This window comes from Zobellia roscoffensis (assembly GCF_015330165.1).
GTDB lineage: Bacteria > Bacteroidota > Bacteroidia > Flavobacteriales > Flavobacteriaceae > Zobellia > Zobellia roscoffensis.
Map to the genome: position 1 here is coordinate 734,473 of NZ_JADDXT010000002.1, position 19,610 is coordinate 754,082.

17 protein-coding genes and 1 tRNA gene are annotated in these 19,610 nt (G+C 37.5%); 7 read left to right on the top strand and 11 right to left on the bottom strand.

The window, feature by feature from the left end:
- Positions 1-16: 16 nt before the first annotated feature.
- A complete protein-coding gene (locus IWC72_RS03115) occupies positions 17-1,891 on the bottom strand; it encodes a M61 family metallopeptidase (RefSeq protein WP_194528783.1) in 1,875 nt (624 codons plus the stop codon).
- A 179-nt stretch (positions 1,892-2,070) separates the two neighbouring features.
- Between IWC72_RS03115 and pyrH the strand changes: the two genes are divergently transcribed.
- From pyrH to IWC72_RS03145, 6 genes are all read left to right on the top strand, one after another.
- The gene (gene pyrH / locus IWC72_RS03120) at positions 2,071-2,778 is read left to right on the top strand and encodes a UMP kinase (RefSeq protein ID WP_226967933.1); all 708 of its coding nucleotides are present in this window, start codon (positions 2,071-2,073) and stop codon (positions 2,776-2,778) included.
- A gap of 42 nt (positions 2,779-2,820) precedes the next feature.
- Complete coding sequence (frr, locus tag IWC72_RS03125) at positions 2,821-3,378, top strand: ribosome recycling factor (RefSeq protein ID WP_194528784.1); 558 nt, start codon at positions 2,821-2,823, stop codon at positions 3,376-3,378.
- 136 nt (positions 3,379-3,514) lie between these two features.
- Positions 3,515-5,911 (top strand): efflux RND transporter permease subunit, encoded by a 2,397-nt coding sequence (locus IWC72_RS03130; protein WP_194524789.1) that lies wholly within the window; start codon positions 3,515-3,517, stop codon positions 5,909-5,911.
- A gap of 77 nt (positions 5,912-5,988) precedes the next feature.
- On the top strand, positions 5,989-7,422 hold the full coding sequence (gene asnS, locus IWC72_RS03135) for an asparagine--tRNA ligase (protein WP_194528785.1): 1,434 nt from the start codon (positions 5,989-5,991) through the stop codon (positions 7,420-7,422).
- A gap of 42 nt (positions 7,423-7,464) precedes the next feature.
- Positions 7,465-8,925, top strand: coding sequence for an RNA polymerase factor sigma-54 (gene rpoN, locus IWC72_RS03140; RefSeq protein ID WP_194528786.1), 1,461 nt, complete (start codon positions 7,465-7,467; stop codon positions 8,923-8,925).
- Entirely contained in the window at positions 8,925-9,530 is a 606-nt protein-coding gene (locus IWC72_RS03145) for a hypothetical protein (protein ID WP_194528787.1), read from the top strand. Before rpoN ends, IWC72_RS03145 begins: the two co-directional genes overlap by 1 nt.
- Positions 9,531-9,548: 18 nt before the next feature.
- Here IWC72_RS03145 and IWC72_RS03150 read toward each other — a convergent pair whose 3' ends face one another.
- From IWC72_RS03150 to IWC72_RS03185, 8 genes are all read right to left on the bottom strand, one after another.
- Positions 9,549-10,238, bottom strand: a complete 690-nt coding sequence (locus IWC72_RS03150; protein WP_194528788.1) for a porin family protein — start codon at positions 10,236-10,238, stop codon at positions 9,549-9,551.
- Positions 10,239-10,313: 75 nt separating this feature from the next.
- Complete coding sequence (locus IWC72_RS03155; RefSeq protein ID WP_194524794.1) at positions 10,314-10,796, bottom strand: ExbD/TolR family protein; 483 nt, start codon at positions 10,794-10,796, stop codon at positions 10,314-10,316.
- 21 nt (positions 10,797-10,817) lie between these two features.
- The gene (locus IWC72_RS03160; RefSeq protein WP_194524795.1) at positions 10,818-11,444 is read right to left on the bottom strand and encodes an ExbD/TolR family protein; all 627 of its coding nucleotides are present in this window, start codon (positions 11,442-11,444) and stop codon (positions 10,818-10,820) included.
- A 15-nt stretch (positions 11,445-11,459) separates the two neighbouring features.
- Positions 11,460-11,900, bottom strand: coding sequence for a hypothetical protein (locus IWC72_RS03165; RefSeq protein WP_194524796.1), 441 nt, complete (start codon positions 11,898-11,900; stop codon positions 11,460-11,462).
- 24 nt (positions 11,901-11,924) lie between these two features.
- Positions 11,925-12,668: a MotA/TolQ/ExbB proton channel family protein gene (locus IWC72_RS03170; RefSeq protein WP_194524797.1), complete on the bottom strand. Its 744-nt coding sequence runs from the start codon at positions 12,666-12,668 to the stop codon at positions 11,925-11,927.
- A gap of 244 nt (positions 12,669-12,912) precedes the next feature.
- Positions 12,913-13,000, bottom strand: a tRNA-Ser gene (locus IWC72_RS03175).
- A 112-nt stretch (positions 13,001-13,112) separates the two neighbouring features.
- Positions 13,113-14,147, bottom strand: a complete 1,035-nt coding sequence (locus tag IWC72_RS03180) for an asparaginase (RefSeq protein WP_194528789.1) — start codon at positions 14,145-14,147, stop codon at positions 13,113-13,115.
- Positions 14,148-14,186: 39 nt separating this feature from the next.
- Entirely contained in the window at positions 14,187-14,954 is a 768-nt protein-coding gene (locus tag IWC72_RS03185; protein ID WP_194524799.1) for a TatD family hydrolase, read from the bottom strand.
- Positions 14,955-14,991: 37 nt separating this feature from the next.
- Between IWC72_RS03185 and IWC72_RS03190 the strand changes: the two genes are divergently transcribed.
- Entirely contained in the window at positions 14,992-15,432 is a 441-nt protein-coding gene (locus tag IWC72_RS03190; RefSeq protein WP_194524800.1) for a retropepsin-like aspartic protease family protein, read from the top strand.
- A gap of 90 nt (positions 15,433-15,522) precedes the next feature.
- On the opposite strand, the gene odhB is transcribed toward IWC72_RS03190, so the two are convergent.
- A complete protein-coding gene (gene odhB, locus IWC72_RS03195) occupies positions 15,523-16,746 on the bottom strand; it encodes a 2-oxoglutarate dehydrogenase complex dihydrolipoyllysine-residue succinyltransferase (RefSeq protein WP_194528790.1) in 1,224 nt (407 codons plus the stop codon).
- 47 nt (positions 16,747-16,793) lie between these two features.
- Positions 16,794-19,607 carry a 2-oxoglutarate dehydrogenase E1 component gene (locus tag IWC72_RS03200; protein WP_194528791.1) on the bottom strand — a complete coding sequence of 938 codons (2,814 nt, stop codon included), beginning with the start codon at positions 19,605-19,607 and terminating at the stop codon, positions 16,794-16,796.
- Positions 19,608-19,610: the final 3 nt, after the last annotated feature.

Consider the following 19,610-nt stretch of genomic DNA (forward strand, 5'->3'; position numbering starts at 1 on the left):
CCATAAATCAATGCTATTACTCCCCTCCTTTTAACCAAGACCCTCTTAGTTTAATTGCATCCGCACCAGGGTTATCAACAGGAGTTATCGTTTCAACATTTAAAGTTGGATTACCCACCTTACCTTCTAACACTACATCTTCTTCCCCTCTTGTAACCGTCATCTTTATATCGGTATCAGCAGTCCACCCAAAACTTTTACCAATAATAGGCCGGATCGACTCTAGAGTAATGGGCGTATCATTTATACTTTTTATTACATCACCGCCTTGTGCTCCCATATTTACAAAAAAGCTATTAAGCTCAATTCCTTCTCTAATGAAAACAATACTTTCATCACTCGGATCTACATCTATAAAAGGATTATCACCATCTAAGAAATATCCTGACTCTTGCTCCACTACACCAGCCTTAAGCCCCACTTTAAGCAAAAACTCATTGTAATTAATTGGAGTGGTCCCAATCACATAGGTATCAAAGAAACTGCGAATTTCAGGGTAGGTCATCGCTACTATTTCATCAAACAAATTATCATCCTCAAACGGAACATCGTTACCGTATTTTGCCGATAGCTCCTTCATTAACCACAGCACTCCTTTTTTACCATTACTTAATTCACGTAACCGAATATCAAGCGCCATGTTAATCAACGTACCTTTTTCATAAACGTTGGCATAATTCTTCTTGTAAGGCTCTACTAGAATATTCTTACTCATTTCTGTAAATGACATCTCATCATCATATGATTTAGCATTATTCACCTTATCCATCATGCGCTGATAAAATTCCGCTTCACCTATAAGACCTTGTTGTACTTGGAAGAGATTGGCAAAATATTCAGTTGTCCCCTCGTACATCCATAAATGTTTAGACATTTTTGGGTCATTAAAATCAAAATACTGAACCTCTTTAGAATGGATTGTCAACGGTGTAACGATATGAAAAAACTCATGGGAAACTACATCTACCATTGCCTGTTCCAAACGATCCTTTGGCATGGCTTCCGGCAAAACAACCACTGTAGAAGTATGGTGTTCCAAAGCTCCAAAACCTGATGCATCATCAGCTTCCATGGTAGACAAATACAATAAAATATTATAAATCTTTGTCCCATTAATTTCACCTAGAAAGGTTTTTTGAGCAGCCATCATTTTTTCCATACGGTTCTTTAAGCTTAAGGCCGAATAAATACCCGTTGGCGAATACACACTTAAGGTCACGGTAATACCATTTATTTCAAATGTTTCCGTATTAGGTTTAGCGTATAAAATAGGATTATCTATAACTTCAAAATACCTATCCGCATTAAAAACATCAACATTGGCAATTGGTGATTCTACCGTTGCAGGTGTTAATGAGGTTGTCGGCTTCAGAGCTTCGGGTCGCGTTATAGCTAGTTGATAAGGCACTTCTTTCAACCCTCCAAAATACCCCACAAAACCGTGCAAATTCAACATAAAAGTCTTATTCGCATTAATATTTGTACCCGATGGCGAAAAAACCTTATCCGCTACTTCACCCTCTGTATCATACGTATCGTTAACGTAATACGTGACTTTATCCAGATTCTTTCCGTCGGAGATCTTCCAAGTATTATCATCGGTTTTTGAAAATGCCATTTCTTTTCCATCGTAATCAAAAGCTTTGAAACTTTCAATATATTGCCCATAATTATCAGTACTATACGTACCAGGCACCGTTTTAGGTATAAAGAAAGAAACCGTGTCCGTTGTAAAAGCACCCGCATCTACCGTTACAACAACTTTATCATCTACCACATTTTTTAAATCTAACATAGCCAAGACCGGTGTTTTATCCGCTGTTAATACTGTTTTGGTCGCTCCGCAACTGGCCAATAGCACAGTAAAAGCGAGTAAGCATATTTTCTTCATTGTATATAGTTTAGCACTTTAATGTAAGTAATAACCCCGTTTACAGAGGTTTGCAAGATTATAAAATATAACAGAATACTCCGTCATTATTAGGAAATAATTAAGGTTCATTTTATATGCGGATTCAAAAACCAACCCTAAGTTTTTTTGATTATTTTTGCCTCAACGAAATACTAGCCATGCAATACAAAAGAATTCTCTTAAAACTTAGCGGTGAAGCCTTAATGGGCGAAAAGCAATACGGAATAGACTCTAAACGTCTTGCAGAATACGCAGAAGAAATTAAAGAAGTAGTTGAAAAAGGTGTTGAAGTAGCCATTGTTATTGGCGGCGGAAACATTTTTAGAGGCCTTGCAGGTGCCGCTACAGGTATGGACCGTGTTCAGGGTGACCATATGGGTATGCTCGCTACGGTCATTAATGGTCTTGCGCTTCAGAGCGCATTGGAACTACAAGGTGTACAAACACGTTTGCAATCTGCTATTCAAATAAATGAAGTAGCCGAACCTTTTATTAGAAGACGTGCCATGAGACATTTAGAAAAAGGCAGGGTTGTAATTTTTGGGGGCGGAACAGGAAACCCGTACTTCACTACAGATTCAGCAGCCGTATTACGAGCTATAGAAATTGAAGCTGATGTGATTCTTAAAGGTACACGTGTTGATGGTATTTATACCTCAGACCCTGAAAAAGATAAGAATGCAACTAAGTTTGACACCATTTCTTTTGCTGACGTTCTTTTAAAAGGCCTTAAAGTAATGGATACTACCGCATTCACTTTAAGTCAAGAAAACGAACTACCAATTGTGGTTTTTGATATGAATACACAGGGCAACTTAATTAAATTAGTAGAAGGCGAGAATATTGGCACCGTAGTTAATCTTTAGCCTTAATTTAGTTTTATTAGTAGCTTATATTATATTTGAATTATGAACGAAGATATACAGTTTATACTTGATTCCGCAAAGGAAAGTATGGATGCTGCAATGAGGCATTTAGAAAAAGAGTTTGTTAAAATACGTGCAGGTAAAGCGAATCCCGCTATGCTTTCTTCCGTAATGGTAGAATACTATGGCTCTCAGACTCCGCTAACGCAAGTAGCGAATATAAATACTCCAGATGGACGTACAATTTCAGTACAGCCTTGGGAGAAAAATATGCTGCAGGAAATTGAGAAGGCGATTATGAACTCCAACTTGGGCTTTAACCCAATGAACAATGGCGACTTTGTTATCATTAACGTGCCGCCATTGACCGAGGAACGCAGAATTCAATTAACCAAGCAAGCAAAAGCCGAAGCTGAAGATGCCAAAGTTGGTATTCGTAGCGCACGCCAAGATGCAAACAAAGAAATCCGTGATTTGGAGGATGCTTCTGAAGATTTACAAAAGAACACAGAAGTAGATGTCCAAACGCTTACAGACAAATACATTAAAAAGGTAGATGCCTTTTTAGTGGTCAAAGAAGCAGAAATAATGAAAGTCTAATTTTGACCTTTTATTTAAAATTTAGAAGCAGCCTATATGGCTGCTTTTTTTATTTCTAGCCAATACGTTAATTAAATATTACATTTTAGGAACACACCTAATCATTCTATACCTTTGCGCTCGGAAAAATCGAACGATGGCAGCCAAACTTAAACAAGGTTTTTGGGAGAAAACAGCAAGTATAATTCTTCGGAACCGTATTCTGATACTTATTTTAATAGTTGCATTCACAGTTTTCTTGGGTATGCAGTGGAAAAATATGCGTTTCAGCAATACCCAAGCAAACCTTTTACCCGATGATCACCCTGTTAATCTTGAATATCAGGAATTTTTAGACCAATTTGGTGAGGAAGGAAATGCTATTGTTTTCGCTATTCACGATTCCACCCTATTCACCCCAACCAATATCAACAGGTGGAACAAATTCAGCAAACAGTTGGCTGCTTTTCCAGAAATAGATTTTGTCCTCTCTTTAGACAATCTTCAAGAACTTAAAAAAGACAACGACAATCAAAAATTCGTTCTTAAACCCCTTATTAGTTCTGAACTAAAGACAAAAAAAGAAATAGATAGTATAAAAAATCATCTATTTAACGAATTGCCCTTTTATGACAACCTTCTTTTTAATAAAGAAAGTGGAACGGTCAGAACCATTGCCAATCTAGATGGTGATATTGTTAACACTAGCGTCCGTAAAGATTTTGTACTAGAAGACCTTAACCACCTTATTGAAAACTTTGAAACAGAAACAGGCCTAGACGTACGGGTATCTGGTATGCCCTACATCAGGACTATGAATTCCCAAAACATTATAGATGAAATTGGGAAGTTCATACTAGCTGCTCTTGGTGTCACCTCCCTCATTTTCTTTTTCTTTTTCAGAAGTTTTAGAGCCACATTTATATCTATGTGCGTTGTAATTATTGGGGTAATGTGGGCCTTTGGGATCTTAGGGCTTTTGCAGTATGAAATCACCGTACTCACTGCATTGATTCCTCCGTTAATTATCGTTATCGGTATCCCTAACTGTATCTTTCTGATCAATAAATATCAGCAAGAAGTTAAGAAGCACGGAAACCAAGCGCTTTCATTACAACGGGTAATATCCAAAATAGGTAATGCCACGTTGATGACAAACATGACTACGGCTTCGGGCTTTGCCACATTCATTATTACGGATAGTAAATTACTCAAGGAATTCGGTATTGTAGCGTCTATAAATATCATCGGTATTTTTATCCTTTCGCTTTTGATTATTCCGATAATCTATAGCTTTTTATCACTTCCAAAAACAAGACACCTAAAACACTTAAACAAACGCTGGATCGATGCTTTTGTTAACTGGATGGAACGCATAGTTAGGGAGCGGAGAATTGCCGTTTATATTGTTTCCTTAATCTTATTGATTACTAGTATTATTGGTATCTACCAAATTGAAATTTCTGGAAGCCCCATAGAAGACATGCCGAAAAGCGCTGAGTTCTTCAAGGATATTCGCTTCTTTGAAAAAGAGTTTGATGGAATCATGCCCGTAGAAATAGTAGTAGATACCAAGAAGCCAAAAGGCGTATTAAAACCGGCCAACCTAAAACGTATAGACCAGCTTAGCGAGGTCATTACCGAAATTCCCGAACTTTCCAAGCCCATTTCAGTCGTAAACCTGGTTAAATATTCTAAACAGGCCTTTTACAACGGTATTCCAAAATACTATCAGCTACCTACTTCTCAGGAAAATAACTTTATCATGAAAGTTGCCCAAAATTCTGATGGAAATGGCAACTTGCTCAAAAATTTTGTTGACAGTACGGGACAAACTGCTCGTATAACCACCTTCATGCAAGACGTGAAAACAGATCGTATGGAGCAAATTGAAGAACGCCTTAACGAAAACATCAATAAATTTTTCCCGCCGGACCGCTATAATGTTTATATGACGGGAAGTGCCCTATTGTTTTTAAAGGGTACTAAATACCTTGTAAAAAATTTAATCCTGTCATTGGCATTTGCAATTTTCCTGATTGCTTTATTTATGGCCTATCTATTCAGATCATTTAGAATGATTATCATTTCACTCATTCCAAACTTGCTTCCTTTAGTAGTTACGGCAGGTATTATGGGGTTTGTAGGTGTTCCTATTAAGCCCTCAACTATACTAGTATTTAGCATTGCTTTTGGCATTTCTGTGGATGACACGATTCACTTTTTAGCCAAATATCGGCAAGAATTAATGGCTAATAGATGGCAAATAAAAAAGTCAGTATATGCTGCGCTTCGTGAAACGGGGGTAAGTATGTTCTACACCTCTATTGTGCTTTTCTTTGGGTTTTCCGTATTTATTATTTCTAACTTTGGAGGAACGGTTGCCTTAGGAGCTTTGGTTTCAGCAACACTTATGTTCGCTATGCTTGCCAACCTAATTCTGTTACCATCATTGTTATTATCCTTAGAACGGAATATTGCGAGTAAAAAAATCCTTAAAAAACCACAAATTGACATTCTTCCACAGGGTGAAGACGAGGATAGTAAAAATTGAGGTTGATTTAAACGATCATAAGCATTGATTCTTTTATCAAAAACTTATCTTTGCCCTTCAATTTTCAAGTGACTTAGATGAACTCTTACAGCGTAAAAGAATTACTTTCAGAAAACCTCTTACTACAAGAAGTAGCTATAAATGGATGGGTAAAAGCATTCAGAAGCAATCGTTTTATAGCTTTAAACGATGGATCAACTATCAATAATATACAGTGTGTTGTAGATTTTGAGTCGTTTGATGAAAATATTCTCAAGCAGATAAACACTGGTGCTGCCGTAAAAATTACAGGTACCTTGGTAGAAAGCCAAGGCAAAGGTCAAAAAGTAGAAATTCAAGTTAGTGAGCTTGCTATTCTTGGTGGGGCTGACCCAGAAACTTACCCTATCCAACCCAAAAAGCACTCTTTAGAGTTTTTAAGAGAAAAAGCACACTTACGTATTCGTACCAATACTTTTGCCGCCATAATGCGTGTACGTTCAGCATTATCTTTTGGAATACACCAGTATTTTCAACAAAATGGTTTTAATTATTTTCACGCTCCTATCATCACAGGTTCTGATGCAGAAGGTGCGGGAGAAATGTTTAAAGTAAGTACATTAGATAGTAAAAAACCGCCATTAACAGAAGATGGCGATATCAACTATAAAGAAGATTTCTTCGGAAAGGAAACCAATTTAACCGTTTCAGGACAATTAGAAGCCGAAACCTACGCCATGGCATTGGGTAAAGTCTATACTTTTGGACCTACATTTCGTGCAGAAAACAGTAATACATCTAGGCATTTAGCTGAGTTTTGGATGATAGAGCCCGAAATGGCTTTCTTTGACCTTAACGACAACATGGACCTTGCCGAAGATTTCATTAAAAATGTTATTAAATATGTTCTTGAAAACTGTCAAGATGACCTTCAGTTTTTAGAAAAGCGCCTTTTAGACGAAGAAAAAACAAAGCCTCAGGCAGAACGAAGCGAAATGCCGCTGATAGAAAAGCTGAAATTCGTTTCTGAAAATAGCTTTAAACGAGTTACCTATACGGAGGCTATTGACATTTTAAGAAATAGCAAGCCTAATAAAAAGAAGAAATTTCAATACCCTATTAATGAATGGGGAGCAGATTTACAAAGTGAACACGAGCGCTTTTTAGTTGAAAAACACTTTAAATGCCCAGTTATCCTATTTGATTATCCCGCCAAAATAAAAGCATTTTACATGCGCCTTAACGAAGACGGAAAGACAGTTCGCGCAATGGACATTCTTTTCCCTGGTATTGGTGAAATAGTTGGTGGTTCACAGCGTGAAGAGCGCTTAGATGTGCTTAAAGAAAAAATGGCCGCACTTGGTATTGATGAAGAAGAATTATGGTGGTACCTAGACCTTAGAAAATTTGGTAGTGCTGTTCATAGTGGTTTTGGTCTTGGATTTGAGCGTTTGGTGCTTTTTGCTACGGGCATGGGTAATATTCGCGATGTAATTCCATTTCCACGAACACCACAAAATGCAGAATTTTAGTTAGAATTAGTTATCTTAGAAGGCAAGCTATATTAGTCTTAAATGCTAAAACAACACTTACAGTTTAAATTATCGCAGAAGCTATCTCCACAGCAGATACAGCTCATGAAGTTAATTCAACTGCCTACCCAGGCATTTGAACAACGTCTTAAGCAAGAGCTAGAAGAGAACCCTGCATTGGAAGGCGGCAAAGAAGAATCGGACTCAATTGACGATGACTTTGCAGACACTTATGAAAATGATGAACAGGACAGTGAAGTTATTTCGGCAGAGGACATCAATATAGATGATTATTTAAGTGATGACGAAATACCCGATTACCGTACAAAAGCAAATAACTACAGCGCGGACGACGAGGAAAAAAATGTCCCCTATGCTGCCGGAACTTCATTCAACCAGTATTTATTAAATCAACTTAACACCGTTTATTTAAACGACCAAGAATGGAGTATAGCGGAATTCTTAGTGGGCAGTGTAGATGAAAGCGGTTACATCAGAAGACCTATTGCAGACATCACCGATGACCTTGCATTTACCCAAAACATATATACTGAAGAGGAAACAATTGAAAAGGTTCTAAAACTAGTTCAAAAGTTGGACCCACCTGGTGTTGCGGCGCGTTCTCTGGAAGAATGCCTCATTATTCAATTGAAAAGAAAAGAGGTTACGCCCAGTGTTGAACTGGCCATTACCGTTCTTGAAAAATCATTTGAGCAGTTTACCAAAAAACACTATAAAAAACTTATTCAGAAATATAACATTACTGAAGAACAACTTAGAGATGCTATTTCTGAAATTGAAAAACTGAATCCTAAACCAGGTGGCTCCTACTCAGGAAATAATCGCATGGTAGAACATGTTGTACCTGATTTCTCCATAAGAATAGTTGACGGCGAATTAGAACTTACCCTAAACGGCAGAAATGCCCCTGAACTGCACGTATCAAGAGAGTACAACAATATGCTGAAGGGCTACAAGGATGCTAAGAAAAAATCAAAATCGCAAAAAGACACAGTCCTTTTCATCAAGCAGAAGTTAGATGCCGCAAAGTGGTTTATTGACGCTATTAGACAGCGGCAGCAGACGTTGTTCATAACAATGAATTCAATCATGCACTATCAATCTGAATACTTTCTTACCGGAGACGAACGCAATCTTCGCCCCATGATACTGAAAGATATTGCGGATGAAATTGAAATGGATGTTTCGACTGTATCGCGGGTAGCTAATAGCAAATATGTTGACACACCTTACGGCACCAAATTAATAAAAGAGTTTTTCTCCGAATCAATGAAAAATGACCAAGGGGAAGATGTGTCAACCAAAGAAATTAAAAAAATTCTTGAGACTGTCATTGGCGAAGAATCAAAGAAAAAACCCCTTACAGACGATAAACTAGCGGCAATACTAAAAGAAAAAGGATATCCTATTGCTAGAAGAACAGTTGCAAAATACAGGGAACAACTAGATATTCCCGTAGCACGGTTGCGCAAACAGATTTAATGAAGGTTTTCTTAAAGGCTATATCCTACATTTTCCACCCTTTGTTTATTCCTGTAGCAGGCACACTCGCCTACTTCTTAATTACACCTAAATACAGCACCATAGCCATCCAGAGCGCTAATGTGCTACCCATTTTTATACTTACCGTTATCATACCGATAATAGTATACTTTATCCTAAAGAATCTAGGTTTAGTTGAGAGCGTTTTTATGTCATCTCCAAAAGAGAGGAGATACCCAATGTACATACACATTATACTACTTCTATTTGTAGTTTATAAAGTAATACCGAACACGAATATTGCAGAACTTCACTTCTATTTTGTTGGACTGATCATAGCAGCCTTAACAGCTCTCTTATCTTTATTCTTTAAACTAAAAATAAGCATGCATCTAATGGGTATGGGTAGCCTAGTTATGTTCTTAACGGCACTAAGTATTCACTTTGAAGTAAATATAACACTAGGATTAAGCTTTTTCACTCTTCTTACAGGATTGGTTGCAACCTCTAGATTATATCTAAAAGCACATAGTCGTGCAGAAGTGATTCTTGGCTTTTTAGTAGGTTTCACTTCCCAACTAATAATTATTAGGTTTTGGCTATAACGTGAAGCTTCCTTTATATTACAGAATATAAAAGATTAGACCTATTCTCAGCGGTTTAGAATTTAAGCTTTCACTCCCCACAATAACGCCATCATTAAAAATGCTCGTTAATGAGTAATATGCATGAAGATTGAACGTATTATATCCAAAATTCAATGTTAGTCCATATTGAAAATCACGAATATCATGATTATAAAACGAGACTTTCCCAGTATCTGCAGGAACTAACTTGGACCTTCCTCCAAACACATAACCAAATTTCATACCTGCATACAATCTCCAAAACTTATATTCTGACGCACTAGAATTTCTCCAACGAACCTCAAAAGGAACCTCCAACATATGAGTTTCTATCTTGTTCCGTTTAAAATCGTTATCACTCTCAAGTACACTATATGAAACACCAGAAACAGTCTCTTCCGCTTTAAGATTTGAGTAATACGAATACACTCCGTATCCAATTCCTAAGCCTATAGCAGTAGTGCGACTGTCATTTAATGGAATATCTCGAATAAAACCAGCCTCTAACCCATAAGACAAGTTTCGCTGGCTTACACCCTCTGGTTGATTCAAAAGAAAATTATAAGTAATTCCAATATAAAACTGATCTTCAAGATACCTTGAATCAACAGTGGTTGAATCTGCAGTTATCTGTGCAACTGCACTACCACTAAAAAAAAGAAGTAATCCGTATAAATAACGCTTCATAAACCCAAAATTAAGCAAATAAAAAACGCCTCGGTAAAAATTCCGAGGCGCTTGTACTTATAAGTTTAAGAAATACTACTGCAAGTTGTTGAAGGCATCACCATCATAAGTCGTATAATTGACTTTTAATGCATTAACCTCCCTTAACTGCTGCTTAATATCAGATATCAATCCCATATTTGCATTCTTATCAACTTTTAAAGCCGTAGTCAAAACATTTTGAAGTTCTTGTGGCTTTTTAGCTCTTTCCTGTAAAATATAGTCACCTACATCAGAAGGAGCAGAAAACTTATCGTTCAATTGAATTCTTGCTTCCTTTCCAAATTGAGCTACATATTGTGATGTTGGCTCTCCAACATAAATATATATAACCCTATCCTTCTTCTCCAATTTCTTGGTTTCGCTAGCGTTAGGTAAAGTATTCTCTACTTTCAAGCTATTATCTTTCATAACCGTTACGGTCATGAAGAAGAATAAAAGCATAAATACAATATCAGGTAACGATGCAGTGTTCACAGCTGGTAAACCGGCATCCTTTTTCTTTGCAAACTTTGACATATTATATTTTTTTAGCTCTTATTAATTACTTGAACCCGTCTCAGCTTCTGACAACTTCTGTGGAAACAAATCCTGAATCCGCTTAACCTTTTCTTTGAGATCCTCTTTTCTACTAGCGTCCGTCTCGGGATTAAGGTATTCTGATTCCATATCAGTAAAGTCTCGCTTATAAAGACGTTGTGCCTCACGATTTCTAAGATCATTATATGCACCTACCAATTCATTCTGAACTGTTATATATGTACTATACTTTGTCTCACGGTCGTTCTTTAAAGATATAATAGCTTTAGCAGGATTATCAGATGACTCGGACAACCTCTTACCTTTACAGTAGCTACAATATTCAGGAGAACCTGACGGCGCTCCACCGTTATCCAAGAAAGCCATAGCTTTTTCTCGTAACTTTTTGATATCGGTAAGCTCGTCTTCTACTAACAACTGACCATTACGGTTAATGTTAACCGTAAAGATATTCTTCTCCTTAATTACTGGTGGTTCTTCCGTAGGCGGCTCAATAGGCGGCAACATACGATCCAAACCTGCATCAGTTTCAATGGTCGTGGTAACCAAGAAAAATATAAGTAGCAAGAATGCTATGTCTGCCATTGATCCGGCGTTTACCTCTGCTGGTCCTCCTCTTCTAGACATAATTTAGTTCTTTATTTATTTAATCATTTTTCTAACACCGCCCCAAAGCATAGCTCCTACAGCTATAAGAGTCAATATGAAAAATACGTTTAGACCCGCACCGATTCTCTTAATCTCAGACTCATCGGTAGGAATACCTCTAGCAGCCATTTCTTCAATACTGACATCAGTACCGCTAGACAATACAAATCCAATTCCAACAACAATAAGAAAACCAACTACTACAAATAGAGTTTTCTTTAGGTTAGCAGGATTCGAAAACAAGTTTTTAAGAGCGAATACAAGACTAAAAACCACAGCTATTCCTAACAGCAACCATGTAATGGCAAACATTGCATTAAGAGCTCCGTTATTAGCAGCCTCGGAAGCCGGCATCTCAGCCTCTGGAAGCATGAACCATAAGGCAGCGCCTATTAAGCCCACAACAACCAATATAATTTTTACAATTTTGTGCATAATTTAAGGTATTATGTGTGTGACTTATTTTTTGTGATCCACCAACATATCTATCAAAACAATAGATGAATCTTCCATATCATTAACTATGCTATCGATTTTTGCAATGATGTAGTTATAAAAGATTTGAAGGATAATAGCAGTAATAAGACCAAATACCGTTGTTAATAATGCTACCTGGATATCACCTGCAATAAGAGATGCACTAAGGTTACCAACCGCACTAATTTTCTGGAAGGCCTGAATCATACCAATTACCGTACCCATGAAACCAAGCATTGGTGCAATAGCGATAAACAAAGACAACCAAGAAACATTCTTTTCTAATTGACCCATCTGAACACCACCATAAGCTACAACAGCTTTTTCTGCAGATTCAACACTTTCACCAGCTCTATCTAAACCTTGATAGTATATAGAAGCAACTGGACCTTTTGTATTTCTACAAACTTCTTTTGCAGCTTCAACGCCACCAGATGCCAATGCATCCTCTACTTGCTGTCTTAGCTTACCAGTATTAGTAGTTGCCATGTTCAAGTAAATAATTCTTTCAATTGCTACTGCCAGACCAAGAATCAAACACAAAAGAACAATACCCATAAAACCGGCACCACCTTGTATAAACATTTCTTTCAACATCTGGGTAAAACCTACTTCAGCTTCGGCAGGGGCATCTTGCATAAGTGCTACAGTAGCCATTGCATTAACAGTATTTGTACTCATTACAAACAACCCGCCCATGGCTAGGATAGAGGATAATTTTTTCATTTGTTCAAACTTAAATTAGTTATTTAATAGGGTTAAAGATAAAAAAAAATCACAATAAAAAAAGTAAAACTTCGTTGCATCACGGAAGTGACTGCCAAATATTGGGCAAGACTTAGAAACAGGCCTTTAAGCCAATGTCTTTACCTGACGTTATCAAGCATAGACTTCCATTTTGCATATAAAAACTAAACTTACAAATATTTCCAGTCTAAACTAATTTATACTGAAAAATCTTTTTGTTCTGCAGAGAGGAAGGGATTCGAACCCTCGATACACTTTTGGTGTATACACACTTTCCAGGCGTGCGCCTTCGACCACTCGGCCACCTCTCTAAATTCATCTTAAAAACAAGTCCGTTTTAACAAAAAACAGACCAGACAAGATCACCCTTTTTAAGGGGTGCCCAAATAACAAAAAAAATATTAGTTCATGAAATTAAAACTGCTAATTTTCTTGTATCTCACCACGCAGCGAAGTCTCAAATATACTTTTGAACAACTTAGATGAAACATTATTACCTAATAGATACATAAGCTTAGCTATAGCCGCCTCACTTGTAATGTCTTTACCATTAATAACTTGCAATTCTTCTAATTGTTTACTGGTTTCATAGCGCCCCATAGAAACACTGCCTCCTGAACATTGCGTAACATTAATAATATGAATATTATTTTTTTTTGCCTTCTTGAGAATATCAATTACCCAAGGCTCATTTGGAGCGTTTCCTGCCCCATAAGTTTCCAAAATCACACCTTTTAAACCAGGAATATTAACAACTCCCTCTAAAACTGCAGGTCCAATACCCGGAAACAACTTCAATATAGCCACATTAGTATCCATGTATCTATGTACCTTAAACTTTTTGCGCTTCACGTAAGGCAACAAATATTCTTCACTGACTTTTAGATGCACTCCCGACTCTATTAACTCCGGATAATTTAGTGAAGCAAATGCTTGAAAATGCTCTGCATTTATTTTTGTGGTACGATTGGCGCGATACAATTTATACTCAAAATATAGCCCTACTTCTTGAACAACTGGCCTATTATTTCTTTGCAAAGCTGCAATCTGAATGGAAGTAATTAAATTCTCCTTAGCATCCGTCCGTAAATCTCCAATAGGTAATTGAGAACCGGTAAAAATTACAGGTTTGGCTAAATTTTCAAGCATAAAACTAAGAGCAGAAGCCGTATAACTCATTGTATCACTACCATGAAGCACAACAAAACCATCATGCGACTCATAATTCTCTTCTATAATTGTGACAATCTCCACCCAATGTGCAGGGTTCATATTAGAAGAATCAATTGGCATATCAAACGAAACGGAGTTGATATCACAATCTAACTGCTTGAGTTCTGGTATATTTTTCAGCAGCTTATCAAAATTAAACGCCTTAAGAGCGCCGGACTCATAATCCTTTACCATACCAATAGTACCGCCAGTATATATTAAAAGGATGTTACTTTTATTTTTCAAACCTAGAGTTTTTAAGTTTTACAATCAGAATAGGAGCATTTACACCCCAAACACCTGTTTTGAGTTTTCTGTAGTAATATCCGCAACTGATTCTGTTGAGACCTTATATATATCTGCCAGTTTCTCTAGCACATTCATTATATAAGCACTTTCATTGCGCTTACCTCGATACGGCACGGGTGCCAAATAAGGCGAATCTGTCTCTAGGACTATACTATTTAATGGAATTTCATGCAGAAATTTATCTATTTTTCCATTTTTGAACGTAACAACACCACCAATACCAAGTTTCATATTATATGAAATAGCTTTTTTGGCTTGCTCTAGAGTACCCGTAAAACAATGAAAAATACCAAATAAATCCGTTCCTTTTTCGCTCTCCAATACTTCAAAAACTTCATCAAAGGCATCACGACAATGAATAACTATGGGTAATTTATACTTTTTAGCTAATTGTATTTGCGCTTTGAACGCTTCTTGCTGTTCTTTTAGAAAAGTTTTATCCCAAAACAAATCAACTCCTATTTCACCTACAGCATAAAATTTTCGCTGTTCAAGCATTTCCTCAACGTGTTTTAACTCCTCTTTGAAGTTTTCTTTAACATGGGTGGGATGCAAGCCCATCATTAAAAAAATATGATTAGGATAAGATTTTTCCAAATCAATCATGGATTCTGTATACGTTGAATCTATTGCAGGAATAAAAAAGCGCTCAACACCAAGTGCTATTGCCCTTGCTATAGCCTCCTCCCTATCCTCATCAAATGCCTCGCTGTATAAATGGGTGTGCGTATCTGTTAGTATCATGCTGCAAAAATAGCCTTATCTTTGACAAAAAGAATACATGTCCTCGTTGAAAAGATTTCTTCGGAAAAAAAAATATACCCAAATCCCTCTAAAGCTCACCCAAACCGACCACTTTGAAATATCCGCTAAAATTAATGGTATAAAAGGAAGGTTTATTTTAGATACCGGCGCTTCTAATACCTGCATTGGCATTGATAAAATAACACAATTTGGTTTAGCATCTGAAGTATCAGAAATAAAAGCGGCAGGCGCTGGAGCTACGGATATGGAAACCTTAATATCAGCAAAAAACAAAATTGAAATAGGGAATTGGAAGAAAAAAAACTTGAAAATCGTTCTTTTTGACCTTGTTCATGTAAACCAAGCTCTTACCGCCCACAACGCCTTTCCTGTAGATGGCATTATTGGCGCCGATGTACTTAAAAAAGCAAAAGCTGTAATAGATTATGACAAATATTGCGTCTACCTAAGAAAGTAACACAGAGACGCATCTTATTATAGTATATCATAAAAAAGCCCTAAAGATTAAAATCTTCAGGGCCTTGTATATTTAAGATGCAGCCTTTAACTACATTTCTAAAGCTTTCTTAACATTACCATCCATCAGCAATTCTTCCGGATTTTCTAATGCTTCTTTTATTGCCACCAAAAATCCAACAGATTCCTTGCCATCAATAATACGGTGGTCATAAGATACCGCCACATACATAATAGGCGCAATAGCAATAGCCCCATCTCTAGCTATAGGTCTTTCTACTATATTATGCATACCTAAAATTGCACTTTGTGGTGGGTTGATAATTGGCGTAGACAACATAGAACCAAAAACACCTCCATTAGTAATGGTAAAGGTACCTCCAGTCATTTCGTCTACAGTAATCTCCCCTTCACGAGCACGGATAGCTAACCGTTTTACCTCTGCTTCAACACCTCTAAAAGTAAGGTTCTCTGCATTTCTGATAACTGGCACCATTAATCCTTTAGGCCCAGATACTGCAATACTAATATCGCAGAAATCATAAGAAATCATTTCTTTACCGTCTATCATAGAATTCACCGCAGGGTACATTTCTAATGCACGAACGACAGCTTTAGTAAAGAAAGACATAAAGCCTAGCCCCACACCGTGCTTATCTCTAAAAGCATCTTTATATTGTTTTCTAAGCTCAAAAATAGCCGACATATCAACTTCGTTAAAAGTTGTAAGCATAGCCGTTTCATTTTTAGCAGACACCAAACGTTCCGCAACTTTTCTACGCAACATAGAAAGTTTTGAACGAGTCTCTCCTCTATTCCCTCCGGTAGGTGTACCCATGGAAGGAACTGCATTTACAGCATCATCTTTAGTGATGCGGCCATCTTTACCACTACCTTTTACCGAAGAAGAATCAATACCTTTTTCACTTAATATTTTCTTAGCGGCAGGAGAAGCTACACCAGAAGCGTAAGTTTCTTTTACCTGAACTGGTTGAGGCGCCTTAGTCTCTTCTTTTTTAGGCTCACTTTTCTTTTCTGCTACTGATTCTTTTTCAGTAGTATCACCTGCAGGTTTTGCAGCATCTGTATCTATTAAACAAACTACCGCACCAACGGCAACAGCATCACCTACTTCGGCTTTTAATGTAATAACTCCGCTTTCTTCAGCAGGAAGTTCCAAAGTAGCTTTATCCGAATCAACCTCGGCAATGGCCTGGTCTTTTTCAACGTAATCGCCATCTTCCACCAACCATTCCGCAATTTCTACTTCGGTGATAGATTCGCCCGGAGATGGGACTTTCATTTCTAATATCATGCTATACTTATTTGCTGTGTTATCTTTACTATTTGAACAACCAATCCCTAATCGTCACTAGGTTTAGGTAATGGTTTTGACATATTATTCTTAGTCTTATCGAATACATAATCGATTACTTGCTGATGTCTCATTTTAGAACGAACAGCACTACCCGCAGCCGGAGAAGCATAAAATCTTCTTGACGCCACTCTAAATTTGTCCGAATCACTAAAATGCATCATCATATGACTCCAAGCACCCATGTTTCTTGGTTCCTCTTGCGCCCAGACCAAATCATCGGCCTTTTTATATTTTGCAATTACCTCTTTCATCTTTTCAGCTGGCACTGGAAACAATTGCTCTACACGAACTAAAGCAACATCTTCTCTATTCTGCTCTTCTTTTACCGCTAGTAAATCATAGTAAAATTTACCGGTACAAAATACTACCGATTTCACCTTACTAACCGTAACCGAATCATCATCTATAACTTCTAGAAAACTTCCTGACACCAATTCATCTACCGTAGACACCGCTTTTGGATGTCTCAACAAACTTTTAGGGGTGAAAATAATCAGCGGCTTTCTGAAATTTACTTTCATTTGCCTCCTCAAGATATGAAACATCTGCGCAGGCGTAGAAACATCTGCAATATACATGTTATCTCTAGCGCAAAGCTGCAAGTATCTCTCCATACGAGCAGAAGAATGTTCTGCCCCCTGTCCTTCATAACCGTGCGGAAGCAACATCACTAAACCGTTCTGAAGCTTCCATTTATCTTCGGCAGCCGAAATATACTGGTCAATCATAATTTGGGCTCCGTTACTGAAATCCCCAAACTGTGCTTCCCAGATAGTTAAGGTATTTGGGCTTGCCATAGCATAACCATAGTCAAAACCAACCACACCATACTCTGATAGGAGTGAATTATAAATTTGAAGTTTTGCTTGCTCCTCACTCAAATGATTAAGCAATATCACCTCTTCTTCACTTTCTTCTACCTTCATTACGGCATGCCTATGCGAAAACGTACCACGTTCCACATCTTGACCCGACATACGAACCGCATAACCTTCCTGCAACAATGTACCATAGGCTAATAATTCACCCATGGCCCAATCTAACCTATCAGATTCGAAGAACATTTTCTTACGATCTCTTATCAGTTTATCGACCTTTCGCAAGAATTTTTTATCCTTTGGAAGCTCGGTTATAACTTTCGCAATTTTGGTAAGTTCTTTTTTATCGAAAGTAGTATCTACTTTCTCCATCATTTCCCACTCACGAACGTTAACAAAACCTTTCCATTCATCAGCCATAAACGGAGTGATTTCCGTCTTATCCTCTTTTCTGGAATCTACAAGCTCTTCCTCTAAAGAAGCCTTGTATTCCTCCTCTAACTTTTGAACAAAGTCATCTTCTATTACACCTTCTGCCAATAATTTTTGCGCATAAATGTCACGCGGATTTTGATGCTTGGCTATGGCCTTGTACAATTTTGGTTGCGTAAAACGAGGTTCATCACCTTCGTTATGACCATATTTTCTATATCCTAACAAATCAATAAATACATCCCTATTAAAACGCATACGATACTCCAAAGCAAATAAAGACGCATGCACGACAGCTTCAACATCATCCGCATTTACATGTAAAACCGGACTTAAAGTAACCTTACCTACATCTGTGCAATACGTAGATGTACGTGCATCTAAATAGTTCGTAGTAAAACCAATTTGATTATTAACTACTATATGTATAGTACCGTTTGTCTTATACCCGTCTAAGTTGGCCATTTGCACCAACTCATATATAAGCCCCTGACCAGCAATTGCCGCATCACCATGCACTACTATGGGTAGCACTTTTGAAAATTCATCTGGAAAATGGGCATCTTGTTTTGCACGTGCAATACCCTCTACCACTGCACCGACCGTCTCTAAGTGAGAAGGATTTGGAGCAATGTTCATTTTTATTTTTTTACCATTGTCCGTTTTGCGATCAGACGTCCAACCTAAATGGTATTTTACATCACCATCAAAAATCTCTTGCTCGTAATCTTTACCATCAAATTCACTGAAAATATCTTTAGCGGCTTTGCCAAATATATTGGTAAGCACGTTAAGTCTACCTCTATGAGCCATACCCATTACAAACTGCTCCACACCAAGTTCTGCAGCACGTTCAACAACAGCATCAAGGGCAGGAATCAATGATTCACCACCTTCTAAAGAAAATCGTTTTTGCCCAACATATTTGGTATGCAAAAAGCCTTCAAAAGAAACCGCTTGATTCAGTTTTCTAAGAATACGTTTTTTATGTTCGTTATCGAATTTTGGGTGATTGTCATTAACATTCAACCAATTTTGAATCCACTCAATACGCTCTGGCTTACGAATATACATATACTCAACACCAATGGCATCACAGTAAATGCGACGTAAGTGATCAATAATTTCTTTTAAAGTACTCGCACCAATACCAATAACATCGCCCGCACTGAACACGGTTCCCATATCACTTTGTGATAAGCCAAAATTTTCGATATCAAGTGTTGGCTCATATTGTCTACGCTCTCTAACAGGGTTGGTTTCCGTAAATAAATGTCCTCTACTACGGTAACCATCAATCAACCGAATGACCTGAAACTCTTTCTGAAGAGATTGCGGCATTTCTGCACCAGCATTATTCTGAGTTCCGTTGACTGAGACCAAAGTCTCTAAATCCAGCTCGTCCAAAGCGGATTCTGTTCCGAAATCAAAACCTTGAAAAAATGCTCGCCAACTAGGCTCAACACTATCGGGGTTAGTAATATACTTGTCGTATAGTTCCGCAAAAAAAGAGGTATGAGCGGTATTTAGAAAGGAATATTTGTCCATAGA